Source organism: Aureimonas sp. AU12 (assembly GCF_001463705.1).
Classification (GTDB): Bacteria; Pseudomonadota; Alphaproteobacteria; order Rhizobiales; family Rhizobiaceae; genus Aureimonas.
In genome coordinates, this window is record NZ_BBWH01000004.1 from 209064 (window position 1) to 228039 (window position 18976).

At 68.1% G+C, this 18976-nt stretch carries 19 protein-coding genes and 1 pseudogene; 13 read left to right on the top strand and 7 right to left on the bottom strand.

Going from position 1 to position 18976, the window contains the following annotated elements:
* Nucleotides 1–6: 6 nt before the first annotated feature.
* The 9 genes from AUL33_RS02520 (at nt 7) to AUL33_RS02560 (ending at nt 10390) form a co-directional block, all read left to right on the top strand.
* Nucleotides 7–1416: an FGGY-family carbohydrate kinase gene (locus AUL33_RS02520; protein WP_062203316.1), complete on the top strand. Its 1410-nt coding sequence runs from the start codon at nt 7–9 to the stop codon at nt 1414–1416.
* A 55-nt stretch (nt 1417–1471) separates the two neighbouring features.
* Nucleotides 1472–2374: an AraC family transcriptional regulator gene (locus AUL33_RS02525; protein ID WP_062203319.1), complete on the top strand. Its 903-nt coding sequence runs from the start codon at nt 1472–1474 to the stop codon at nt 2372–2374.
* 169 nt (nt 2375–2543) lie between these two features.
* Nucleotides 2544–3629 carry an NAD(P)-dependent alcohol dehydrogenase gene (locus AUL33_RS02530; RefSeq protein ID WP_062203320.1) on the top strand — a complete coding sequence of 362 codons (1086 nt, stop codon included), beginning with the start codon at nt 2544–2546 and terminating at the stop codon, nt 3627–3629.
* A gap of 52 nt (nt 3630–3681) precedes the next feature.
* Nucleotides 3682–4407 (top strand): SDR family oxidoreductase, encoded by a 726-nt coding sequence (locus AUL33_RS02535; RefSeq protein WP_062203322.1) that lies wholly within the window; start codon nt 3682–3684, stop codon nt 4405–4407.
* On the top strand, nt 4385–5923 hold the full coding sequence (locus AUL33_RS02540) for a sugar ABC transporter ATP-binding protein (RefSeq protein WP_062203324.1): 1539 nt from the start codon (nt 4385–4387) through the stop codon (nt 5921–5923). Before AUL33_RS02535 ends, AUL33_RS02540 begins: the two co-directional genes overlap by 23 nt.
* On the top strand, nt 5920–6873 hold the full coding sequence (locus tag AUL33_RS02545; protein ID WP_062203326.1) for an ABC transporter permease: 954 nt from the start codon (nt 5920–5922) through the stop codon (nt 6871–6873). The genes AUL33_RS02540 and AUL33_RS02545 overlap by 4 nt, the downstream gene beginning before the upstream one ends.
* A gap of 16 nt (nt 6874–6889) precedes the next feature.
* A complete protein-coding gene (locus AUL33_RS02550; protein ID WP_062203328.1) occupies nt 6890–7834 on the top strand; it encodes an ABC transporter permease in 945 nt (314 codons plus the stop codon).
* Nucleotides 7835–7908: 74 nt separating this feature from the next.
* Nucleotides 7909–9012, top strand: coding sequence for a substrate-binding domain-containing protein (locus AUL33_RS02555; protein ID WP_062203329.1), 1104 nt, complete (start codon nt 7909–7911; stop codon nt 9010–9012).
* Between the two features lie 145 nt (nt 9013–9157).
* A complete protein-coding gene (locus tag AUL33_RS02560) occupies nt 9158–10390 on the top strand; it encodes an aminotransferase (protein ID WP_082652257.1) in 1233 nt (410 codons plus the stop codon).
* 110 nt (nt 10391–10500) lie between these two features.
* Here the strand turns inward: AUL33_RS02560 and AUL33_RS02565 are convergent, their stop codons facing one another.
* The 4 genes from AUL33_RS02565 to AUL33_RS02580 form a co-directional block, all read right to left on the bottom strand.
* Nucleotides 10501–11223 (bottom strand): phosphatase PAP2 family protein, encoded by a 723-nt coding sequence (locus tag AUL33_RS02565; protein ID WP_062203331.1) that lies wholly within the window; start codon nt 11221–11223, stop codon nt 10501–10503.
* Nucleotides 11224–11341: 118 nt separating this feature from the next.
* A complete protein-coding gene (locus AUL33_RS02570; RefSeq protein ID WP_062203333.1) occupies nt 11342–11734 on the bottom strand; it encodes a DUF305 domain-containing protein in 393 nt (130 codons plus the stop codon).
* Nucleotides 11735–11737: 3 nt separating this feature from the next.
* Complete coding sequence (locus AUL33_RS02575) at nt 11738–12064, bottom strand: four-helix bundle copper-binding protein (RefSeq protein WP_062203335.1); 327 nt, start codon at nt 12062–12064, stop codon at nt 11738–11740.
* Between the two features lie 107 nt (nt 12065–12171).
* Nucleotides 12172–12537 carry a hypothetical protein gene (locus tag AUL33_RS02580; protein WP_156419239.1) on the bottom strand — a complete coding sequence of 122 codons (366 nt, stop codon included), beginning with the start codon at nt 12535–12537 and terminating at the stop codon, nt 12172–12174.
* Between the two features lie 152 nt (nt 12538–12689).
* Here AUL33_RS02580 and AUL33_RS02585 point away from each other — a divergent pair, with 152 nt between their 5' ends.
* The 3 genes from AUL33_RS02585 to AUL33_RS02595 all read left to right on the top strand — a co-directional run bounded on the left by AUL33_RS02585 (nt 12690) and on the right by AUL33_RS02595 (nt 14968).
* Nucleotides 12690–13355, top strand: coding sequence for a sulfite oxidase-like oxidoreductase (locus tag AUL33_RS02585; protein ID WP_062203391.1), 666 nt, complete (start codon nt 12690–12692; stop codon nt 13353–13355).
* Nucleotides 13356–13377: 22 nt separating this feature from the next.
* A complete protein-coding gene (locus tag AUL33_RS02590) occupies nt 13378–14169 on the top strand; it encodes an SDR family NAD(P)-dependent oxidoreductase (RefSeq protein WP_062203339.1) in 792 nt (263 codons plus the stop codon).
* Between the two features lie 112 nt (nt 14170–14281).
* Nucleotides 14282–14968, top strand: coding sequence for a fumarylacetoacetate hydrolase family protein (locus AUL33_RS02595; protein WP_062203341.1), 687 nt, complete (start codon nt 14282–14284; stop codon nt 14966–14968).
* Between the two features lie 12 nt (nt 14969–14980).
* Here AUL33_RS02595 and AUL33_RS02600 read toward each other — a convergent pair whose 3' ends face one another.
* The gene (locus AUL33_RS02600) at nt 14981–15880 is read right to left on the bottom strand and encodes a D-alanyl-D-alanine carboxypeptidase family protein (RefSeq protein WP_244491901.1); all 900 of its coding nucleotides are present in this window, start codon (nt 15878–15880) and stop codon (nt 14981–14983) included.
* Between the two features lie 222 nt (nt 15881–16102).
* On the opposite strand from AUL33_RS02600, the gene AUL33_RS02605 reads away from it, so the two are divergent.
* Nucleotides 16103–16951 (top strand): oxidoreductase, encoded by an 849-nt coding sequence (locus AUL33_RS02605; protein WP_062203343.1) that lies wholly within the window; start codon nt 16103–16105, stop codon nt 16949–16951.
* A 278-nt stretch (nt 16952–17229) separates the two neighbouring features.
* On the opposite strand, the pseudogene AUL33_RS23015 reads toward AUL33_RS02605, so the two are convergent.
* Both AUL33_RS23015 and AUL33_RS02615 read right to left on the bottom strand, forming a co-directional pair.
* Nucleotides 17230–17607, bottom strand: a pseudogene (locus tag AUL33_RS23015) (cell wall hydrolase); the annotation flags it as partial.
* A 249-nt stretch (nt 17608–17856) separates the two neighbouring features.
* Nucleotides 17857–18834: a malate dehydrogenase gene (locus AUL33_RS02615; RefSeq protein WP_062203344.1), complete on the bottom strand. Its 978-nt coding sequence runs from the start codon at nt 18832–18834 to the stop codon at nt 17857–17859.
* Nucleotides 18835–18976 lie beyond the last annotated feature (142 nt).

Sequence of the window (18976 nt, forward strand, 5' to 3'; positions counted from 1 at the left end):
CCCGACATGCCGCACCGTTTCGTCGCCGTCGTCGATATCGGCAAGACCAATGCCAAGGTGGCCGTCCACGACCTGGACGAGGGACGCGACCTCGCCCATCGCACCACCGTCAACGCCGTGGCGAACGACGGCCCCTACCCGCATTTCGACACGGACGGGCTCTTCCGCTTCATCATCGGCGCGCTGCGCGATCTCGCCAGCGCGCACCCGATCGACGCCATCGCGATCACCACCCACGGCGCCTCCGCCGCGCTGGTCGGCGACGACGATCTGGCGCTGCCGGTCCTCGACTACGAACACGACCTGTCCGGCCCGGAGACGCAGGCCTACGAGCGCCTTCGCCCCGCCTTCACTGAAACCTTGTCGCCTCGCATGGCCAACGGGCTGAACCTCGGCAACCAGATCTTCTGGCTGCAGCATCGCTTTCCCGCGGCCTTCGCCGGGGTTCGCCACATCCTCACCTATCCGCAATATTGGGCCTGGCGCCTCACCGGCGTCGCCGCCTTCGAGCCGACTTCGCTCGGCTGTCACACCGATCTCTGGGCGCCGGAGCGCGGCGACTTTTCCTCGCTCGTCGACAGCCAAGGCTGGCGTCCGCTGTTCGCGCCGCGCCACTCGGCCTTCGACGTGCTGGGTCCGCTGAATCCGGAGATCGCGGCGGCGACCGGGCTGGATGCCGGACGCCCGATTCCGGTCTCCTGCGGCATCCACGATTCCAACGCCTCGCTGCTGCCGCATCTCCTCGCGCGCCCGGCACCCTTCACGGTGATCTCGACCGGAACCTGGGTCGTCAGCTTCGCCATCGGCGGACGCACCGAGGGCCTCGCCGCGAGCCAGGGCACGCTCGCCAATGTCGACGCCTTCGGGCGTCCGGTGCCCTCCGCGCTGTTCATGGGCGGGCGCGAGTTCGACATCCTGACCGATCGCCAGCCGGCCGAACCCGACGAGGCCGCGATCGACGCCGTCGTGTCGCGCTCCGTCATGGCCTTGCCGAGCTTCACCGCCGGCAGCGGCCCCTTTCCTGACCGCGCAGGGCACTGGAGCGGACCGACCGGCGATCTCACCGCGTCTGAGCGCACGGCAGCCGCCAGCCTCTATGCGGCTCTGATGACCGACACCGTGCTGCGCCTCATCGGGGCCGACGGCCCGACGATCGTCGAGGGTCCGTTCGCGCGCAACGCTTTGTATTGCCGCGCGCTCGGCCTGCTGACGGGACGCCCGGTGACGGCGGCGCTCGCCAACACCGGCACGAGCGCTGGAGCCGCGCTTCTGGCGCGAGGCATGCCGCAGGCCCAGCCCGGCGGCGCGGAGGCGCCGAGCGCCCCGCCCCGGCCGATCGAAGGGCTTGGCGCCTATGCCGAACGATGGCGGCGGATGGCAACGGAGGCCGAGACGGATCGGCTTCGAACCGGATAGGCTCCCCCACGATCCCGCGTTGAAGACCACAAAGCGAACCAACGAAAGGACAGCCATGCAAGCCAGCGACCCCGCGCTCGAAGTCGTCATCTGCGGTCCGCGCGAGTCGTTTCGTTGGGCGGTGCACGACTATCCGCACCACCTCGCCAAGTGGCACTGCCATCCCGAATACGAGTTGCATCTCATCCAGTCGACGGGCGGCCGGATGATGATCGGCGACCATGTCGGCGCCTTCGAGCCAGGCTGCCTCGTTCTCACGGGGCCGAACCTGCCGCACAACTGGGTGAGCGCGATCGGGCCGGACGAGCGGGTGCGCGAGCGCGACATGCTCGTCCAGTTCACCGGGGCCTTCGCGCAGTCGCTCTGCGACGGCTTTCCCGAATTCACGGACGTGCGCACGCTGCTCAGCGAGGCCGCGTTCGGCATCGAGTTCACCGGCGCCACCGCTGCCTTCGGACGCAGGAAACTTTGCGAGATCGGCCATGCCAGCGGCCCGCGCCGGCTGATCCTCTTCCTCGAACTGATGGCGCAGCTCGCCGCAGACCGCCGCGAACGACGCTCGCTGTCGCATTGCGCGCCGGCGCTCGGGCTGCACACGGCCGCGTCGCGGCGCCTCGAACGCGTCATCGCCTTCATCAGCAGCAACTATCTGCGCGAACTCTCGCTCTCGGAGGCGGCGGGCGTCTGCAACATGGAAGCGACGGCGTTCTCGCGCTTCTTCAAACATCAGACGGGCCACAACTTCTCGTTCTTCGTCAATCAACTCCGCGTCCAGCACGCGTGCACGCTCCTGGCGCGCAGCGAGCGGGCGATCACCGAGATCTGCTACGAATCAGGCTACAACAACACCGCCAACTTCAACCGCCAGTTCTTCGCCGTCTGCGGACAGACACCTTCGGCCTACCGCGAAAGTGCCCGAGCCGTCCGGCAGGGACACGAGGGACGGGTCGCAGCCTGATCTGATGCCAAGAAAGTTTGGAGGGTGGCCGCAAAACACGTCGCGTCCCCTCCGGGCCGCGCCTAGCCTCGACATCAAGCCGAAGCCCGCGCGATCCGCGCGGCAAACGGCACCGGCGGCGTCACGCGTTGCCAGCTCAACCGACTAGCGAGGACGGGAGGTCTCGCCGATGACCCAGATCGAACAGCTGAAATCCGCCACCGCCGCCGACCAGCGGGCCCTCGTCCTCGAAGCGAAGGACCGGCTGACGCTGCGCGACTTCGCCATGGACGAGCCGCTCGGCAGCCATGACGTGCGGATCGCCATCCACACGGTCGGCATCTGCGGCTCCGACGTCCATTATTACACGCATGGCGGCATCGGCCCGTTCATCGTCAACGAGCCGATGATCCTAGGGCACGAGGCGTCGGGCATCGTCACCGAGATCGGATCGTCGGTCTCGACGCTGACGGTGGGCGACCGCGTCTGCATGGAGCCGGGCATTCCCGATCCCAACAGCCGCGCCACGCGCCTCGGCCTCTACAATCTCGATCCCGCCGTGCAGTTCTGGGCGACGCCGCCGGTGCATGGTGTGCTGCGCCCGTCCGTGGTGCATCCGGAGGCCTTCACCTTCAAGCTGCCCGACAACGTCTCCTTCGCCGCCGCCGCGATGGTCGAGCCGCTCGCGGTCGGCGTCCACGCGGTGACGAAGGCGCGCGCCGCGCCGGGCCACATCGCCGTCGTCGTCGGCGCCGGGCCGATCGGTCTCGTCACCGTTCTGGCGGCGCTGGCCGGCGGCTGCGCCCATGTCATCGTCTCCGACATCGACGACACCAAGCTCGAGATCGCCCGCAAGCTCGGATCCGTCTCCACCGTCAACGTCGCCCGCGAGGATCTGGCGGAGGCCGTGAAGGCGCGCACCGAGGGCTGGGGCGCCGACGTGATCTACGAATGCGCGGGCTCGGAACGCGCCATCGCCTCGATCTTCGAGCCGCTGTGCCCGGGCGGCGTCGTGGTCTTCGTCGGCATCCCGCTGAAGCCGGCGACTTACGACGTGTCGGCGGCGATGCTGAAGGAAGCGCGGGTCGAGCACGTCTTCCGCTACGCCCACGTCTTTCCGCGCTGTGTCGCCATGCTGGCCTCCGGCGCGGTGGACGTCTCGTCGCTGATCACCCGCACCTTTCCGTTCGAAGAGAGCGTCCAGGCGTTCGAACTCGCGGCGAGCGCGCCGAAGGGCGAGGTGAAGATGCAAATCACGATGGGTCTCGACGGGTAGCGAAACGCCGCCAGCGGCGACTTGGGGGAGACCGGCTTTGGGAGGAGCGAGGATGGATTTCAAAGGGAGGACGGCGATCGTCACGGGTGCCGGCAAGGGCATCGGGCGGCACACGGCGGTGCTTCTGGCGCAGCGCGGCGCGCATGTCATCGCCCTGTCGCGCTCGCAGGCCGATCTCGACGCGCTCTCCGCCGAGATCGGATCGGGCGGCATCGTGGTGGATCTCTCCGATGCGGCGGCCACCCGCCGGGCGGCGAAGGACGCCCTCCCCGCCGACCTTCTCGTCAACTGCGCGGGGATCAACATTCTCGAGCCCTTCCTGGAGATGAAGGACGAGTCCTTCGATCTCGTGCAGGCTGTCAACGTGCGCTCGGCGGCGATCGTCTCGCAGGTCTTCGCCCGCGATCTCATCGCCAAGGGCAAGAGCGGCGCGATCGTCAACGTCTCCTCGATCTCCTCCTTCCTCGGCTTCCGGGATCATGCGGCCTACTGCGCCTCGAAGGGCGCGATGGACGGTCTCGGCCGGGTCATGGCCAACGAGCTCGGGCCGCACGGCATCCGCGTCAACGCGGTCAATCCCGGCATCACCCTCACCGATCTCGGCCGCGTCGCCTGGAGCGATCCGGTGAAGGCGGGCCCGATGATGGCGCGCACGCCGGTCGGCCGCTTCGCCGAGACGGCCGATGTCGCCGAGGTCATCCTCTTCCTCCTGTCGGATGCCGCCGCCATGGTTCACGGGATCTCGATGCCGGTGGATGGAGGTTTCCTTGTCAACTGACACATCCGCCCTCGCCGGCGGCACGCCGATCATCGCCCTTCGCAACGTCGAGAAGGCGTTCGGCCCCGTCACCGTGCTGCGCGGCGTCGACTTCGACCTGCGGGCCGGCGAGGTCCACGCCCTGATGGGCGAGAACGGCGCCGGCAAGTCGACGATGATCCGCATCATGTCCGGCGCGCATCAGGCCAATACCGGCACCGTCGAGGTGGACGGCCGCACCACGAAGTTCACCGGCCCGCGCGAAGCGCAGTCCGCCGGCATCGCCGTCGTGCACCAGGAGCTGCTGCTCTTTCCCGCGATGACGGTGGCCGAGAACATCTTTCTCGGGCACCAGCCCAAGACCGCCCGCGGCCTTCTCGACTGGACGGCGATGCGCGACCGCGCCCGTATCCTCCTCGACCGCCTCGACTGCCCCGATCTCGACGTGGACGAAAAGGTCTCCCGCCTCTCCGTCGCCAACCGGCAGCGCGTCGAGATCGCCCGTGCCCTGTCGCGCGATGCTCGCGTCCTCATCATGGACGAGCCGACCGCCGCGCTCGCCGAGGCCGACGTGAAGCGCCTTCTCGATGTCGTGCGCTCGCTGCGCGCCGAGGGCGTCGGCATCGTCTATGTCAGCCACCGCATGAACGAGATCTTCGAGATCTCCGACCGCGTGACGGTGCTGCGCGACGGCAAGACCATCGACACTCGGCCCACCGCCGAAGTCACGGAAGCCTCGCTCGTCTCGATGATGGTCGGCCGCGACATCGACCAGCTGTTCCCCAAGGAGACCATTCCCCTCGGCGAGGTCGTGCTGGAGGTGAAGAACCTCTCCCATGCCGGCAAGGTCGAGGGCGTTTCCTTCGAGGTCCGGGCCGGCGAGATCCTCGGTATCGCCGGTCTCGTCGGCTCCGGCCGCACGGAACTCGCGCAGACCATCTTCGGCGTGACGCCGGCGACGTCCGGCGAGATCCTCATCGACGGCAAGCCCGTCAAGGTCGGCAACGTGCGCGAGGCGATCGCCCATCGCATCGCCTACGTGCCGGAAGACCGCGCGCAGCACGGGCTGGTGCGGCCGCAGTCGATCCGCGAGAACGTCTCGATGGCGATCCTGCCGCGCCTGACGAAGAACGCGGTGGTCGACACGACCCGCGAATGGGCGCTGGCGCTCGACGCGATCAAGCGCTTCGCCATCCGCGCCCGTGGCCCAGGCCAGGTGGTCGCGCAGCTCTCGGGCGGCAACCAGCAGAAGGTGGTCATCGCCAAGTGGATCGCCACCGATCCGCGCATTCTCATTCTCGACGAACCGACGCGCGGCGTCGATGTCGGCGCCAAGACGGAAATCCACAAGCTCATGAACCAGCTCGCGGCCCAGGGCCTTGCGATCGTGATGATCTCCAGCGAGCTGCCCGAGGTCCTCGGCATGAGCGACCGGGTGCTCGTGATGAACGGCGGACGCATGTCGGCCATCCTGCCGCGCGCCGAGGCGACGCCCGACCGCGTCGGCACCGCCATGATGACGGGACACGCGGCATGAAGGCGCCGACCCTCTCGCGCCGCCTGTCCTCGTCCGGCCAGGAACTGCTGCTGCTCGTCGCCATCGTCGCGCTCTTCGCGATCGTCGGCTGGATCAACCCGCGCTTCATCTCGCAGAACAACCTCACCTCGATCTTCGTCGGCAACGCCTATATCGCGGTCGCCGCGATCGGCATGTCTATGGTGATCATCTCCGGCCATATCGACGTGTCGGTCGGCGCCCTCATCGGCGTGCTGGCGACGATTTCCGGCCTTCTCGTCACCAACGGCTATCCGATCTGGCTGGCTTGGCTCGGGCCGGTGCTGATCGGCGGGTTGATCAACGGCGCGCTCGGCGGGCTGATCGCCTATCTGAAAGTGCCCTCGATCATCGCCACGCTCGCCATGCTCTCGATCCTGCGCGGTGGCCTGATCACGCTCACCGGCGGCGCCTGGATCTCGGGCCTGCCGCCCGGCTACCAGCTCGCGCAGTTCCGCCTTCTCGGCGTCCCCTCGCCGGTCTGGTTCATGATCGGCCTGACGATCCTCGCCGCCTTCCTGCTGCGCTCCACCGCCTTCGGCCGCTCGATCTACGCGGTGGGCGGCAATCCGGAAGCGGCGGAAGCCTCGGGCATTCCCTACAAGTCGACCATCGTGAAGGTGTTCGCGCTCCACGGCATGATCGCCGGCATTGCCGCGATCCTCTTCGCGACGCAGCTGCAGGTGATCCAGTCCACCGTGCCGAACGGTCTCGAACTCATCGTCATCACCGCCTCGGTGGTCGGCGGCGTCTCGATCCTCGGCGGTATCGGCACCGTCACCGGCTCGACGCTCGCCGCCATTCTGTTCGCCGCGATCGGCTCCTCGCTGATCTTCCTCAACGTCTCCGCCTACTGGCTGCGGGCGGTGCAGGGCATCCTCATCCTCGTGACCGTCCTCGCCGACATGGCGCGGCGCGGACGAACCGGCTGACGAAGGAGCTGACGCCATGACCCTTCGCTCCCTCCTGCGCCACGAGGCGATCCTAGCGCTCATCCTCGCCCTCGCGCTGGCCATCCTTGCGATCGACAACGAGCGCTTCTTCACCGCCGCCAACCTCCTCAACCAGGGACGGCTGCTCACCGAGGTCGGTCTCATCGCGGTGGTGATGACCTTCGTCATCATCACCGGCGGCATCGACCTCTCGGTCGGCTCCATTCTCGGGCTCTGCGCCATCCTCGTCGGCGTCTTCTGGAAGACGCTCGGCCTGCCGCTGCCGGTGGCGATGGGCCTGTCCATCGTGGTCGGCACGATCGCCGGCTTCGTGAACGGGCTGATCATCACCCGCTTCCGGGTGCCGCCGCTCATCGCGACGCTGGCGACGCTCGCCCTCTATCGCGGCCTCGCCGAGGGGATCAGCCAGGCCCAGTCGATCCGCGGCTATCCCAAATGGTTCTTCACGCTCGGCCAAGGCAGCTTCGGCGGCATACCGACCCAGCTCTGGCTGCTCGCCATCGTCGCGCTCATCGGGTTCTTCATCCTGCGCTTCACCGCCTTCGGCCGCGCCACCTACGCGATCGGAAACAACGAGGCCGGCGCGGAATTTTCCGGCATCGACGTCACCCGCACCAAGCTCCTGATCTACTCGGCCTCGGGCTTCGTCTCGGGTCTGGCCGCCGTGGTCTTCGTCAGCCGTGTCTCGACGACGCGCTCCGACATGGGCTCGGGAATTGAGCTCGACGTGATCACCGCCGTCGTGCTCGGCGGCACCTCGATCTTCGGCGGGCGCGGCCTGGTCGTGGGCACGCTGCTCGGCCTCTGCCTCGTGCAGGTCCTGAAGAACGGCCTCGCGCTGTCCGGCGTCAAGGGCGACGGCACGATCGTCATCATCGGCGTCGTGCTCATCGCCGCCGTCCTCATCTCGAATTTCCTCAGCCGCTTCACCAGCGACTGAGGGGGAAACTGCCGCGGGGCCGCCCGGGAGGGGCGGACCGACGGATCGACCAACGTCCAAACGGAGGAAACGACATGCGCACCCTTTTCGCCCTGCTCCTGGGGTCCAGCCTTCTCACCGCACCCGCCATGGCACAGAGCGCCTGGACCGGCGGCGACGACCTGCCGACCAGCCCGCTCGCCTGCGACGCTACCGTCACGGCCGTTCCGCCCGGCGAGTACAACGGCGGCACGCCAACCGGCGCGCCCGACCGCAAGGGCAAGCCGCTGACCGTGGTCGACATCCCGAAGCTCGTCGGCGTCGGCTACTTCAACTCGACCGCGCAGGGCATTCAGGAAGCGGCGAAGGAGACGGGCTCGATGACCGTCACCACCGACGGTCCGACGAAGGCCAACATCGACGAGCAGATCACCTTCATCGACAACTACATCACCTCCGGCGTCGACGGCATCCTCTATGCCGCCAATGACCCGGTCGCGATCGCGCCGGTGCTGAAGCGTGCGCTGGAAGCTGGCATCAACGTCGTCGGCTACGACGCGGACGCCGAGCCCGATGCGCGCCAGTGGTTCGTCAACCAGGCCGAGCCGAACGGCGTCGCCAAGTCGATGATCGACCAGCTGGCATCCGAAATCGGCGCCGACGGCTCCTTCGCCATCGTGACCTCGACCTTCACCACGCCGAACCAGTCGCGCTGGATCAGCGAAATGGCAGCCTATGCCGAGAAGTGCCATCCCGGTATCAAGTTCCTGGAGACGGTCGAAGCGCAGGAGGACAACATCCTCTCCTTCAACCAGGCGCAGACGCTCATCAACAAGCACGGCGACGACCTCAAGGGCATTCTCGGCATGACCTCGGTGGCGACGCCGGCCGCCTCCGAGGCCGTGCAGCAGAACAAGCTCTGCGGCAAGGTCGCCGTGGTCGGCCTGGCGCTGCCGAACGCCATGAAGCCCTACGTCAACGGCGACTGCATCAAGTCGACCATCCTCTGGTCGACCGTCGATCTCGGCTACGCGGCGGGCCTCGCGATGCGCGCCGTCGCCGATGGCACGCTGAAGCCCGGCGACACCTCGTTCAAGGCCGGCCGCCTCGGCGACCTGCAGATCGTCAACCAGAGTCAGATCCTGCTCGGCGCGCCGAAGGTCTTCACGAAGGCCGACATCAACGACTTCGACTTCTAAGCCGGTCCGCTCCGGCGATCGATCGAACGGCGCGGGTCCGAAAGGGCCCGCGCCGTTCGCATGTTCGGGGCCGTGCGCCTTGATCCCGTCCACCCTTCCCTGTCATCTCATCGCCGACCCGCATTCCAGACAGAAAGCTCGCGACTTGTCCTCATCCGCTCCCGCCCGCCCCCGCGCCAACCGACGCCTCGCCGCGGTGTCCGCGCCGCCGATCGGGCGCGCGGCGTCATGGCTCGAGCACTATCGCGGCGATGCCGGACCGGTGGTCAACCTCAGCCAGGCCGTGCCCGGCTACGCGCCGCCGGACGATCTCGTGCGCGAGTTCCGCGACGCCGGAACCACACCGGCCGCGGCACGCTATGGCGCCGTGCTCGGCGACGCGACGCTGCGCTCGGCCTATGCCGACCACGTCTCGGAGCGCTACGGCGCGGCCATCGCACCGGCCGAGGTCGGCATCACCGCCGGCTGCAACCAGGCTTTCTTCGCCGCGATGATCGCGCTGGCGGGGGACGGCGATGCCGTCATCCTGCCGACGCCCTGGTACTTCAACCACCAGATGACGCTGGAGATGCTGGGGATCGAGCCGCGCCCGCTGCCGACCCATGCTGCAAACGGCTTCGTGCCGACAGTGGCCGATCTCGAAGCGGCGATCGACGACCGGGTGCGCGCGCTGGTGCTGGTCTCGCCGAACAACCCGACGGGGGCGATCTATCCGCCCGAGCGCATCGCCGAGCTCTTCGCGGTCTGCCGGCGGCGCGGCATCACGCTCGTGCTCGACGAGACCTATCGCGACTTCCGCCCCGACCCGTCGGCGGCTCCGCATGCGCTCTTCGACGACCCGGGATGGCGCGACAGCCTCGTCAGCCTCTACAGTTTTTCGAAGGCCTATGCGGTGCCGGGGCACCGGCTTGGTGCGCTCATCGCCGGTCCGGCGCTGATGCCCGAGATCGAGAAGGTCGTCGACTGCATGCAGATCTGCGCGCCGCGCCCGAGCCAGACGGCGATAGCGCCGATGATCGAGGGCACCGCGGCGTGGCGGGCGGCGAAGGCCGCCGAGATCCTGGAGCGCATCGAGGTCTTCCGGGCCGCGGTCGGCGCGGTACCGGGCTGGCGCATCGAGCAGATCGGCGCCTATTTCGCCTATCTGCGCCATCCGTTCGAGGGACGCGGATCCGAGGCCGTGGCGGAAGCGCTGGCGGTGCGGCTCGGGCTGCTGACGCTGCCGGGCACCTTCTTCGGTCCGGACGGCGAGGCGCATCTGCGCGTCGCCTTCGCCAATGTCGATGCCGACGCCATCCGCACTTTCGGCATTCGGCTCGAAACGGCCAGCGAAGAGCGACTGTTCGGTACACGCGCACGCGCAGCTTTGGCCGGCTGAGCCGGCGCTGAGGCACGTCCTGCACACATCGGTCCGCCGGACGTGCGCCAAGTCTTTATCGTGTCCGCACTGTCCGCCGACGAAGCATGCCCGCTTCGTCCGGACAGGCCCTAGCCGCTCGGCTCGACCTGCCCGCGGTGCTGCAGCCAGCGCGCGAGCCACCAGCAGAACAGCGCCCAGGCTGCGCCGGCGCTCCAGCCGCCGAGGACGTCGGTGGGATAGTGGACGCCGAGGAAGATGCGACTGGTGCCGATGAGCAGCGTCAGGACGATCGCGACGCCGACGACGTAGGATCGCATGACAAGGCTCTTTTCGGTTCGCGACAGGAGCGCGCCGAGCGTCAGGTAGGTCGCGGCCGACAGCATCGCATGGCCGCTCGGGAAACTCAGCGTGTGAACGTCGACGAGATGCGAGACGACGTCGGGACGCGGCCGGTCGAAGCCGAGCTTGAGAAGGCTCGACAGGATGACGCCGCCGAGCACCGATCCGATGACGAGCAATGCCGAGGCGCGCTTGCGAGCGATCAGCAGGTAGCCGACCACCGCGAGCGTGATCAGCGCCAGCACCGTCATGCCGCCGAGGGCGGTGATGTCGCGGAAGGCGAGTTCCAGCCAGAGCGGCCCGATCGGGTTCGCGGTGTCGCCGGGCGTGCGGAACCACAGCAGGATCTGCTCGTCGAACCCGTGGGTATCGCCCTCGCGGACCTCGCCGGCGATCGACAGGAAAGCGAAGAGCGCGCCGGAGACGAGCGCGAGAATGACGAGCCCCCGCGCCTCCACCCGTTCGAGCAGCGGCTTCCAGCGGTCGAAGGTCTTGGGCAAGGCGCGGGTCATCGGTCTCGATCGAGAAAGGGTTGAGGCGCCATAGGTAAGCGCGTGGACGGCCGCGGCGAGAGGCCATGCGAACGATTGAGGCCGGCCATGCCGGCCGGCCCCGTCCTGCATCGCGCCGCTACTTCTCGGCGTTCTTTGCCAGCCACTCCTGCAACGTCGCGATCTCGCGCTTCTGCGAGGCGACGACGTCTTCGGAGAGCTGGGTGAGAACCGGGTCGGTCTCGCCGCTGGCAAGGTAGGCCTCGGCCATGTCGATGGCGCTCTGGTGATGCGGGATCATCATCTCGGCGTAGTCGACGCCGGCCTTGCCGGTCATCGTCATGCCCTGCATGGCAGTGTCCATCGTCTTCATGGCGTCCATGTAGCGGGCCGACGCCGAGCCCGGCTCGACCGGCGTCTCGTGGGCCATGCCGTGTCCGGCGGTGTGGTCCTGCGCCATGACGGGAGCGACGATCAGCGTGAAGCCGAGGGCGACGGCGGCGATGCGGGCGGGTGTGCGGGTCCGTGTCATGGGTCAGCCCGCCATCGTGCGGCAGGATTCGGCGCAGGCGCGGCAGACCGCGACGCACTCCGCCATGTCGCCGACACGCTCGCAGTCATCGGCGCAGTCTGCGCAGATCTTCGCGCAGGCGGCGCAGGAATGGCGATGCGCATCCGAGCCCGTCAGCATCAGGTGGGCGGAGGCCCGGCACATCTCGGCGCAGGCGATCATCAGCCGGACATGCTGAGGCTCCGTGTGCCGACCGCCGGCTTCGAGACAATGATGCATCGCCGTCGAAAGGCAGGTTCGGTAGCATTTGAGACAGGCGTCGATGCAGGCCTGCATGTCGTGGTCGTTCATCGTGACAAATCCTTGGAAGCGTGAGGCGCCATCGTCGCGGCGTCCCAACCATGCGTCGGGCCGGTGGGCGGGTCTGATAGCGGGAATGACCGATCGGCAGTCCGGCGTCAGGCGCGTGGAGGCGGCACCAGGATCGGCAGGACGACGCCTTCGGAGGCTGCTTCGAGGGCCGGTGGAATTCTGAAGATGGCGCGGGCCCGGACGGTTGCGGCGATCGATGGCGACGCGGTGGCCGGCGCGCAATGGAACACGCAGCAGCCGCCGGCATGGTCGGCCGCGTCGCGTTTATCGTGGTGATCCCCGTCCGCATGCGCAGCACCTGCGCAATCGGTCGCCGCCATGGTCATGACCGGCATCGCCATCGTCGGCGCAGGCCCGAGCAACGCCACGACGAGGCCGACCGCCAGCCAGACGGCCCGCAAGGGGGTCGCCAGCGCTCGCCATGCCGTCGGGGAGGACTTGCCGCGTCTCATGCGACCAAGATCGCCTACGCGATGGCAATTTCAAGTCGCCGCGGCCGCCATGGTGCATATGGGCCCGTGACCGGCCCCATATGACGGGGTTCGATGGTTGCGCGTCCTCTTTTCCGTTCCCACGTCTCTCCGCAACCGAGGAGCCCATGGACATGACCGAAGAGACCGACAGCACCGCGCCCGAGACGAAGCTGACGCGAACGAAGCAGGATTGGGCGCGCGAGGGTCGTTTCCTGACAGGCCGGCACGCGCGGCCGGACACCGAGCGGCTGCCGCCGGGCCAGCATCTCGTCAAGAACTGGCCGGTGCTCGACCTCGGCCTGCTGCCGGACGTCTCGACCGAGCGCTGGCGGCTGACGATCAACGGTGCGGTGGAAGAGCCGCAGATCTGGGACTTCGCCAAGTTCCAGGCCCAGCCGCAGGGGGAGGAGACGACCGACATCCACTGCGTCACCACGTGGTCGCGCTACGACAACCGCTGGGCCGGGGTCTTCACGCGCGATCTCATCGCCAAGGTGCAGCCGAAGCGCGACGCCGCCTTCGTGGTGCTCTCCTCCTACGACGGCTACACCACGAACCTCGCCCTTGAGGATTTCGCCGCCGAAGATGCGATGCTCGTCCACGCCTGGGAGGGCCGGCCACTCGAAAAGGAGCATGGTGGACCCGTCCGCCTGATGGTGCCGCATCTCTACTTCTGGAAGAGTGCGAAATGGCTCAAGGGAATCGAGTTCCGCACCGGGGATCAACCGGGCTTCTGGGAGGTTCGCGGCTACCACAATCGCGGCGACCCCTGGGCCGAGGAACGCTATTCGGACTGAGGTCCCAACGGGAGGACATGCCATGGATCTGGGCTTGCGCGGGAAGGTCGCCATCGTCACCGGCGGCTCGGTCGGCATCGGGCTGGCGGTGGCCGAGGGCCTGGCGGCCGAGGGCGCCCACATCGCGATAGCGGCGCGCGGCGCCGAACGGGTCGAGGCGGAAGCAGCGCGGATCGCGCGAACCTTCGGCGTCGAGGCGATCGGGATCGCCGCCGATGTCGGCACGGCGTCAGGTGTTGATGCACTGATTGCCGCGGTCGAGGCGAAGTTCGGCGGAGCGGACATCCTCGTCAACAATGCCGGCACCGGCTCGAACGAGACGGTGATGGAAGCGTCCGACGACAAGTGGCAATCTTACTGGGATCTCCACGTGATGGCGGCCGTGCGGCTGGCGCGCGGCGTCGTTCCCGGCATGAAGCGGCGCGGCGGCGGGGTGATCCTCCACAACGCCTCGATCTGCGCGGCGCAACCGCTCTGGTACGAGCCGATCTACAACGTCACCAAGTCGGCGCTGATGATGTTCTCCAAATGCCTCGCCACCGAACTCGTCGGCGACGGGATCCGCGTCAACTGCGTCAATCCCGGCCTGATCCTGACGCCCGACTGGATCAAGACCGCCAAGCAGCTGACGGCCGAGACCGGTGGCGACTGGGAGGGCTATCTCCAGTCGGTCGCCGACGAGCACGCCCCGATCAAGCGCTTCGGCACGCCGGAGGAGCTTGCGCACTTCTTCGTCTTCCTCTGCTCCGACAAGGCCAGCTACTCGGTCGGCTCGACCTATTTCGTCGACGGCGGGATGATGAAGGCGCTTTGATCCGGTCCCGCCCGGCCGTGTGCTCGACGTGGCGCGTTCGCCGGGACAGGATGGAAGCGGGGCGCGCCGCTTGAGTCGCGCTTCCGATTCCATCGCAAGGACAGCCGGCCGCATGAGTGACTTCGTCGTTTCGCCGTTCCCGACCCCCTTCGTGCCGGTGGGCGGCGGCGGCCGCTTTCCCGTGCGCCGCATCTTCTGCGTCGGGCGCAACTATGCCGACCACGCGCGCGAGATGGGAAGCGATCCCGAGCGCGAACCGCCCTTCTTCTTCACCAAGCCCGCCGACGCGGTCCTGATTTCGGGCGCGGCGATGCCCTACCCGTCGCAGACCGCGAACCTGCATTTCGAACTCGAACTCGTGCTGGCCATCGGCACGGCCGGCAGCGCCATCTCGGCCGGCAACGCGCTCGACCACATCTTCGGCTACGCCGTCGGCCTCGACATGACCCGGCGCGACCTGCAGGACGCCGCCAAGAAGACCGGGCGGCCGTGGGACATGGCGAAGGGCTTCGACGCCTCGGTCCCGATCGGCGAGATCGCCCCGGCCTCGCGCATCGGTCACCCGGCCTCCGGGCTGATCGAACTGCGCGTCGGCGAGGCGGTGCGCCAGTCCTCGGACCTCTCGATGATGATCTGGAGCGTGCCCGAGATCATCGCCCACCTCTCCGCGCTCGTGCGGCTTGAGCCCGGCGATCTCGTGATGACGGGAACGCCCGGCGGGGTCGGCGCGGTCACGCCCGGTGATCGTCTGTCCGGGCGGATCGAAGGCGTCGGTTCGGTCGAGACGACGATCGCCTGAGACCTAGAAGCCTCAGGCGGCGGGGCCGAGATAGGTGTCAACCAGCTGCTCGACGCGTGCATCCCGCGCACGTCCCGTCGCCCCGCCGATCACCACCACGATGACGCCCTTAGCCCCACGCCGGGCGCTGGCGACGAGGTTGAAGCCGCTGTCGCCGATGAAACCGGTCTTCATGCCGTCGATGCCCGCCACCTTGCCGAGCAGCTTGTTCGTCGAGACGTAGTGCCGCCCCGCATAGTCGAAGGCCGGCGTCGCGAAGAGCGACACGTATTGCGGAAAGCGGCGGCGGATCTGCAGGGCAAGGATGCCCATGTCGCGCGCGGTCGTGATCTGCAGGGGATCAGGCAGGCCCGACGGATTGTCGAAATTGGTGCGGGTCATGCCGAGCTGGCGAGCCTTGCCGGTCATCTGCCGTGCGAAGGCTTCTTCGGAGCCCGCAAGGTTCTCGGCGGTGATCGACGCCACGTCGTTGGCCGACTTCACCGCCATCGCCAGCATGGCATCGCGCACGCGGATCGTCTCGCCCGGCCTCAAGCCCAGTTTCGAGGGCGGCTTGGCGGCGGCCGCCGGAGAGACGACGAAGGCGTCGTCGAGCTTCACCTTGCCCGTCTCCAGCGCTTCCAGCAGCAGGTAGATCGTCATCAGCTTGGTGAGCGAGGCGGGATGGCGCAGGCCGTCGGCGTCCTCGTCGTAGAGCACCCGGCCCGTGTCGGTGTCGATGACGATCGCCGCGGGCGTGCGGATCGGCACCTCCTCGCCATAGGCGAGCGCCGGCGCCTTCGACAGCGGCATGATATCGTTGCGCGAGAGATCGACCGACTGGCAGGCAGTGAGCGACAGGACGAGCGCGAGCGACGCGAGACGCCGCAGGCCGCGCCCGGCGACAGCACGTTGGATAAGGCGAAGGGGCAAGGGCGGGATCTCTGCGAGGGACCGGGACCGGCGCCCTGCGGCGCGCGGCCCATCGATAGGCCAGACGAACGGCTTTCGTCCAGATCCATCGCGCGCGAGCCTTCCGCGGGGCTGTCCTCCCCGATCGTATGTCCCATTTAGGGATGCGTGGACGCCAGGCGGATCGCGGCGAAGCGGCCGCGGGGCCGGCCGGCGCCGCGTCACGAAAGGGATAAACGGATCATGGCATCGGACACGACCCCCGTCTGGTTCATCACGGGCTGCTCCACCGGCTTCGGCCTCGAACTCGCCAAGCTGGTGCTCGCCCGCGGCTGGCGCGCCGCTGTCACCGCGCGCGACAAAAGCCGCCTCGCCGACCTCGTCTCGGGCGCCGGAGATCGCGCGCTGGCGCTCAGCCTCGACGTGACCGACCCGATGGCGATCGACGCCGCCGTGAAGGCCACGGAAGAGCGGTTCGGCCGCATCGACGTGCTCGTCAACAATGCCGGCTACGGCTATCAGGCCTCGATCGAGGAAGGCGACGACCGCGAGATCCGCGACCAGTTCGACGCCAACGTCTTCGGCCTCTTCGCGATGACCCGCGCCGTGCTGCCGCTGATGCGCGCCCAGCGCAGCGGCCACGTCCTGAACCTCACCTCGCAGGCCGGCTTCATCGGCTTTCCCGGCTCGGGCTACTACGCGGCCACCAAGCATGCGGTGGAGGGCTTCTCCGATGCGCTCGCCGCCGAGGGCAAGCCGCTCGGTATCCACGTCACCTGCGTCGCGCCCGGCCCGTTCCGCACCGACTGGGCCGGCCGTTCGCTGCGCCAGACGCCGAACCGCATCGAGGACTATGCCGACACCGCCGGCAAGCGCCTCAAGGGCACGGCCGACATCAGCGGCAAGCAGGCGGGCGATCCCGTGCGCGCCGGCGAGGCGATGATCGAGGTCACGCAGCGCACCGATCCGCCGCGCCATCTCGTGCTCGGCAAGATCGCCTACGAGGGCGTCACGGCCAAGCTGAAGGAACGGCTGGCCGAGATCGAGGGATTGAAGGACCTCAGCATCGGCACCGACTTCCCCGACGCCTGACGCCATGCCGAAACCAGCCGGGCGACGCGCTATCCGCCGCTCTGCTGGATCAGGTCCTCGATGCTCATCTCTTGCATCGCCGCGCCGTTCGGAACGATCGAAGCCACACGGGCCGGCGCCACCGCGACCGGCCGCACGGCGGCGACACGTCGCGAAACGCGCGGCTCCGTGCCGCTCGCGACGACGACAGGCGCGGCCCGTGCCGGCGCGGCGGCAACCGCCACCGCCCGCTCGGGCGGGTTGAACGGCAGGCGGCCCTCGCGCTCGGCCTTCTCGCGCTCGGCGACCATCGTCTGCGTGACGTTGGCGTTCTTGCGCTTCTCGTAGAAGGCGTTGCCACCCTGGATCGTGAGGTACTGCATGTTGCTGTAGGGGTAGGAATAGCCGGCGGTGTGGAAGAACATCGCCCGCTGCACGCGCGGATGGCGCTGGCCACGGATCACCTGGCGCGCCGTCGAGACCGCCAGATCCTTCCCCTTGCCCATCGGCTTCGACAGGACGCCGGGAGCGAACTGGTTCTTTTGGCCGACGACGCCGCAGACGGATTGAGGGTACTTGCCCGATTCCAGCCGGTTCATCACCACCGTCCCGACCGCCATCATCCCCTCGGGGCTGGAGCGGTTGGACTCGAAATACATGGCCCGCGCCAGGCACTCCTCCGAACTCATCACCTTCACCCGCGCGCAGCCGCCGGCCATCAGGAGGGCCGACAGCGCCAGAAGCATGGGGATGGCGCGGGAGCGAGGCATGGCGTGTCCGGGACGGTTCGTTCGAACCGGAATTTTCCCACGCGGATGCTTAACGGGTGATGACCGACAGGCGCATCGTTCACAGCCCCGTTCACACGAAATGCCGCCCCGCGCGAACGGGACGGCCTTCGATGACGATCGGGTTGGGAAAGGCGACTAGAGAAGCGCCTTCACCGCCTCACGCTCTTCGGCGAGTTCCGCCACGGTCTTGTCGAGCATCTCGCGGGCGAAGCCGTCGACCGTCAGGCCGGTGACGCGCTCGTACTGGCCGTCCTTGCAGACCACGGGAACGCCGCACATCAGGCCCTCGGGGATGCCGTAGGAGCCGTCCGACGAGATGCCCATCGACACCCAGTCGCCGTCCGAACCCGAGATCCAGTCGCGCATGTGGTCGATCGCAGCATTGGCCGCGGAGGCTGCCGACGAAGCGCCGCGCGCTTCGATGATCGCCGTGCCGCGCTTGGCGACGGTCGGGATCAGCGTCTCCTTGTACCAGGTCTCGTCGCCGATCACCTCGGCAAGCTTCTTGCCGTCGGCGGTCGCGTTGGACCAGTCGGCGAACATCGTCGGCGAGTGGTTGCCCCAGACCACGAACTTCTCGATCGCATCGACGCCGACGCCGGCCTTCTTGGCGAACTGGGTCAGCGCGCGGTTGTGGTCGAGGCGCAGCATCGCCGTGACGTTCTCGGTCGGGAAGTCCTTGGCGTTGGCAGCGAGGATCATCGCGTTGGTGTTGGCGGGGTTGCCGACCACGATCACCTTGGCTTCGCGCTTGGCCGCCTCGTTAAGAGCCCGCCCTTGCGTGCGAAAAATCTCGGCATTGGCGTTGAGGAGGTCGCGGCGTTCCATGCCGGCCGAGCGCGGACGCGAGCCGACGAAGAAGCCGGCGTCGATGTCGCGGAAGGCGGTGGCGGGATCGTCTGTGATCACGACGTCCTGCAGCAGCGGGAAGGCGCAGTCTTCCAGTTCCATGACGACGCCCTGCACGGCCTTCTGGGCCTGCGGCAGGTCGAGAAGCTGCAGGATGACGGGCGTGTCCTTGCCGTAGACGTCGCCGTTGGCGAGGCGGAACAGCAGGGAGTAGCAGATCTGGCCGGCCGCGCCGGTGACGGCGATGCGCTTGGGCTGGGTCATCGGATACCTTTCGCTGAAATGGAACGGGTCGCTGGAAGGGAACGGGTGGTCTCGGTGGCACGCACTACCGCGATTGCGAAGCCCGATCCACGACGAAATGCTGCAAAGCCCGCCGGAAGCTCGCCACGGCCGAATTCAATCG

Coding starts and splice junctions, on each gene's coding strand:
- AUL33_RS02520 (WP_062203316.1), top strand. CDS start 7: ATGCCGCACCGTTTCGTCGCCGTCGTCGATATCGGCAAGACCAATGCC.
- AUL33_RS02525 (WP_062203319.1), top strand. CDS start 1,472: ATGCAAGCCAGCGACCCCGCGCTCGAAGTCGTCATCTGCGGTCCGCGC.
- AUL33_RS02530 (WP_062203320.1), top strand. CDS start 2,544: ATGACCCAGATCGAACAGCTGAAATCCGCCACCGCCGCCGACCAGCGG.
- AUL33_RS02535 (WP_062203322.1), top strand. CDS start 3,682: ATGGATTTCAAAGGGAGGACGGCGATCGTCACGGGTGCCGGCAAGGGC.
- AUL33_RS02540 (WP_062203324.1), top strand. CDS start 4,385: ATGGAGGTTTCCTTGTCAACTGACACATCCGCCCTCGCCGGCGGCACG.
- AUL33_RS02545 (WP_062203326.1), top strand. CDS start 5,920: ATGAAGGCGCCGACCCTCTCGCGCCGCCTGTCCTCGTCCGGCCAGGAA.
- AUL33_RS02550 (WP_062203328.1), top strand. CDS start 6,890: ATGACCCTTCGCTCCCTCCTGCGCCACGAGGCGATCCTAGCGCTCATC.
- AUL33_RS02555 (WP_062203329.1), top strand. CDS start 7,909: ATGCGCACCCTTTTCGCCCTGCTCCTGGGGTCCAGCCTTCTCACCGCA.
- AUL33_RS02565 (WP_062203331.1), bottom strand. CDS start 11,223: ATGACCCGCGCCTTGCCCAAGACCTTCGACCGCTGGAAGCCGCTGCTC.
- AUL33_RS02570 (WP_062203333.1), bottom strand. CDS start 11,734: ATGACACGGACCCGCACACCCGCCCGCATCGCCGCCGTCGCCCTCGGC.
- AUL33_RS02575 (WP_062203335.1), bottom strand. CDS start 12,064: ATGAACGACCACGACATGCAGGCCTGCATCGACGCCTGTCTCAAATGC.
- AUL33_RS02580 (WP_156419239.1), bottom strand. CDS start 12,537: ATGAGACGCGGCAAGTCCTCCCCGACGGCATGGCGAGCGCTGGCGACC.
- AUL33_RS02585 (WP_062203391.1), top strand. CDS start 12,690: ATGACCGAAGAGACCGACAGCACCGCGCCCGAGACGAAGCTGACGCGA.
- AUL33_RS02590 (WP_062203339.1), top strand. CDS start 13,378: ATGGATCTGGGCTTGCGCGGGAAGGTCGCCATCGTCACCGGCGGCTCG.
- AUL33_RS02595 (WP_062203341.1), top strand. CDS start 14,282: ATGAGTGACTTCGTCGTTTCGCCGTTCCCGACCCCCTTCGTGCCGGTG.
- AUL33_RS02605 (WP_062203343.1), top strand. CDS start 16,103: ATGGCATCGGACACGACCCCCGTCTGGTTCATCACGGGCTGCTCCACC.
- AUL33_RS02615 (WP_062203344.1), bottom strand. CDS start 18,834: ATGACCCAGCCCAAGCGCATCGCCGTCACCGGCGCGGCCGGCCAGATC.